The organism is Nonomuraea sp. NPDC003201, assembly GCF_053590415.1.
Genome location: NZ_JBSFTC010000770.1, coordinates 1 through 1,147 on the forward strand (window position 1 = coordinate 1; position 1,147 = coordinate 1,147).

The following is a 1,147-nucleotide window of genomic DNA, read 5'->3' on the forward strand; positions in this document are numbered from 1 at the left end:
CGCCGTGCTGGAGGTGAGCCTGATGACCTCGTGCGGCAGCGCGGCGATCTCGTACGGCCGCTGGACCAGCCTCCAGCGCCGGGGAGAGGTTCGCGGGGACGTGCTCGCGCAGCGGGTCCTTGGCCCGGCCGGTGCCGACGGTGGCGCCGGCCAGCCCGAGCTTGGCCGCGCAGTGCGGGCAGATCAGGGAGCTGGCGCCGACCGCTATCAGCTTGAGCTTGTGCTTGGCCGCGTGGGCGACCAGCCTCGCCTCCGCGTCCTTGCGCGCCTGCTCCGCCGTACGCTTGCGCTTCGGCGCGTCCGACTCCGACGTCTCCCCTTCGGCGCTCCCGCCCTCATGCTGGTCGACGAGATGCGGCCCCGGCTGGGACGCCGGAGCGGACTTCGGCACCACCCCCGACAGAGGCACCGGCTCGGACTTCGGCACCACTCCCGACTGTGGCACCGGTTCGGACTCGGGCTCGGGCTCGTGGGCGTGCGCGAGCGCCGACCCGGGCGCGGGCACCGGGCCTGGAGTCGCCGAAGGGGCCGCTGCCGGTGAAGGGGCGGGCTTGGCGGCCGGGGCCGGTTCGGCGGGTTCGGCCGGTACGACCTTGAGATCGGGAGCCTCCGGCTGCTGCTTCTTCGGGCGGACGGCCTTGACCCACGTCTCCCCCGGCCCCAGGTCGACGAGCTTGCGGCGGCTGCCTTTGGTGGTGGTGACGAGCTCGTGCAGGTTGCCTTCCTCGTCCACGGCGTAGCCGACGGTGACGGTGACGTCACCCCGGATGGAGCCCTCGGCCGCCTCGCGACGCTCCTCAGGGGTGCGCTGGTCCACCGGCAGCGGCTTGCCCTCCTTCTCCGCCTTGGCGGCCTTCGCCTCCTGGCCCGCCTCCCACCGGACGAGGCTCTTCCGGACGACCCCCTCCATCAGCTCGGTCGCCCGCAGGTCGGCGGCATCCTGGAACTCCCGCAGCCGGGCGAACGCCGCGACGTCCTCCGGGGTCGCGGGGCCGCCCGTCTCCTCCGCCATGGCCAGCCCGATCGACGCGCTGCCGCCCACGGCCACGTAGCCGCTCTCTGGGCCGCTCTCTGGGCCGCTCTCTGGGCCGCTCTCTGGGCCGCTCTCTGGGCCGCTCTCGTGCGCCACCGCGTCGGCCGCCGCGTG

Annotated in this window: 1 pseudogene; it reads right to left on the bottom strand. The window is 74.5% G+C overall.

Annotated features, from left to right (window positions below):
* Positions 1-1,147, bottom strand: a pseudogene (locus tag ACWDX9_RS63520) (hypothetical protein); the annotation flags it as partial.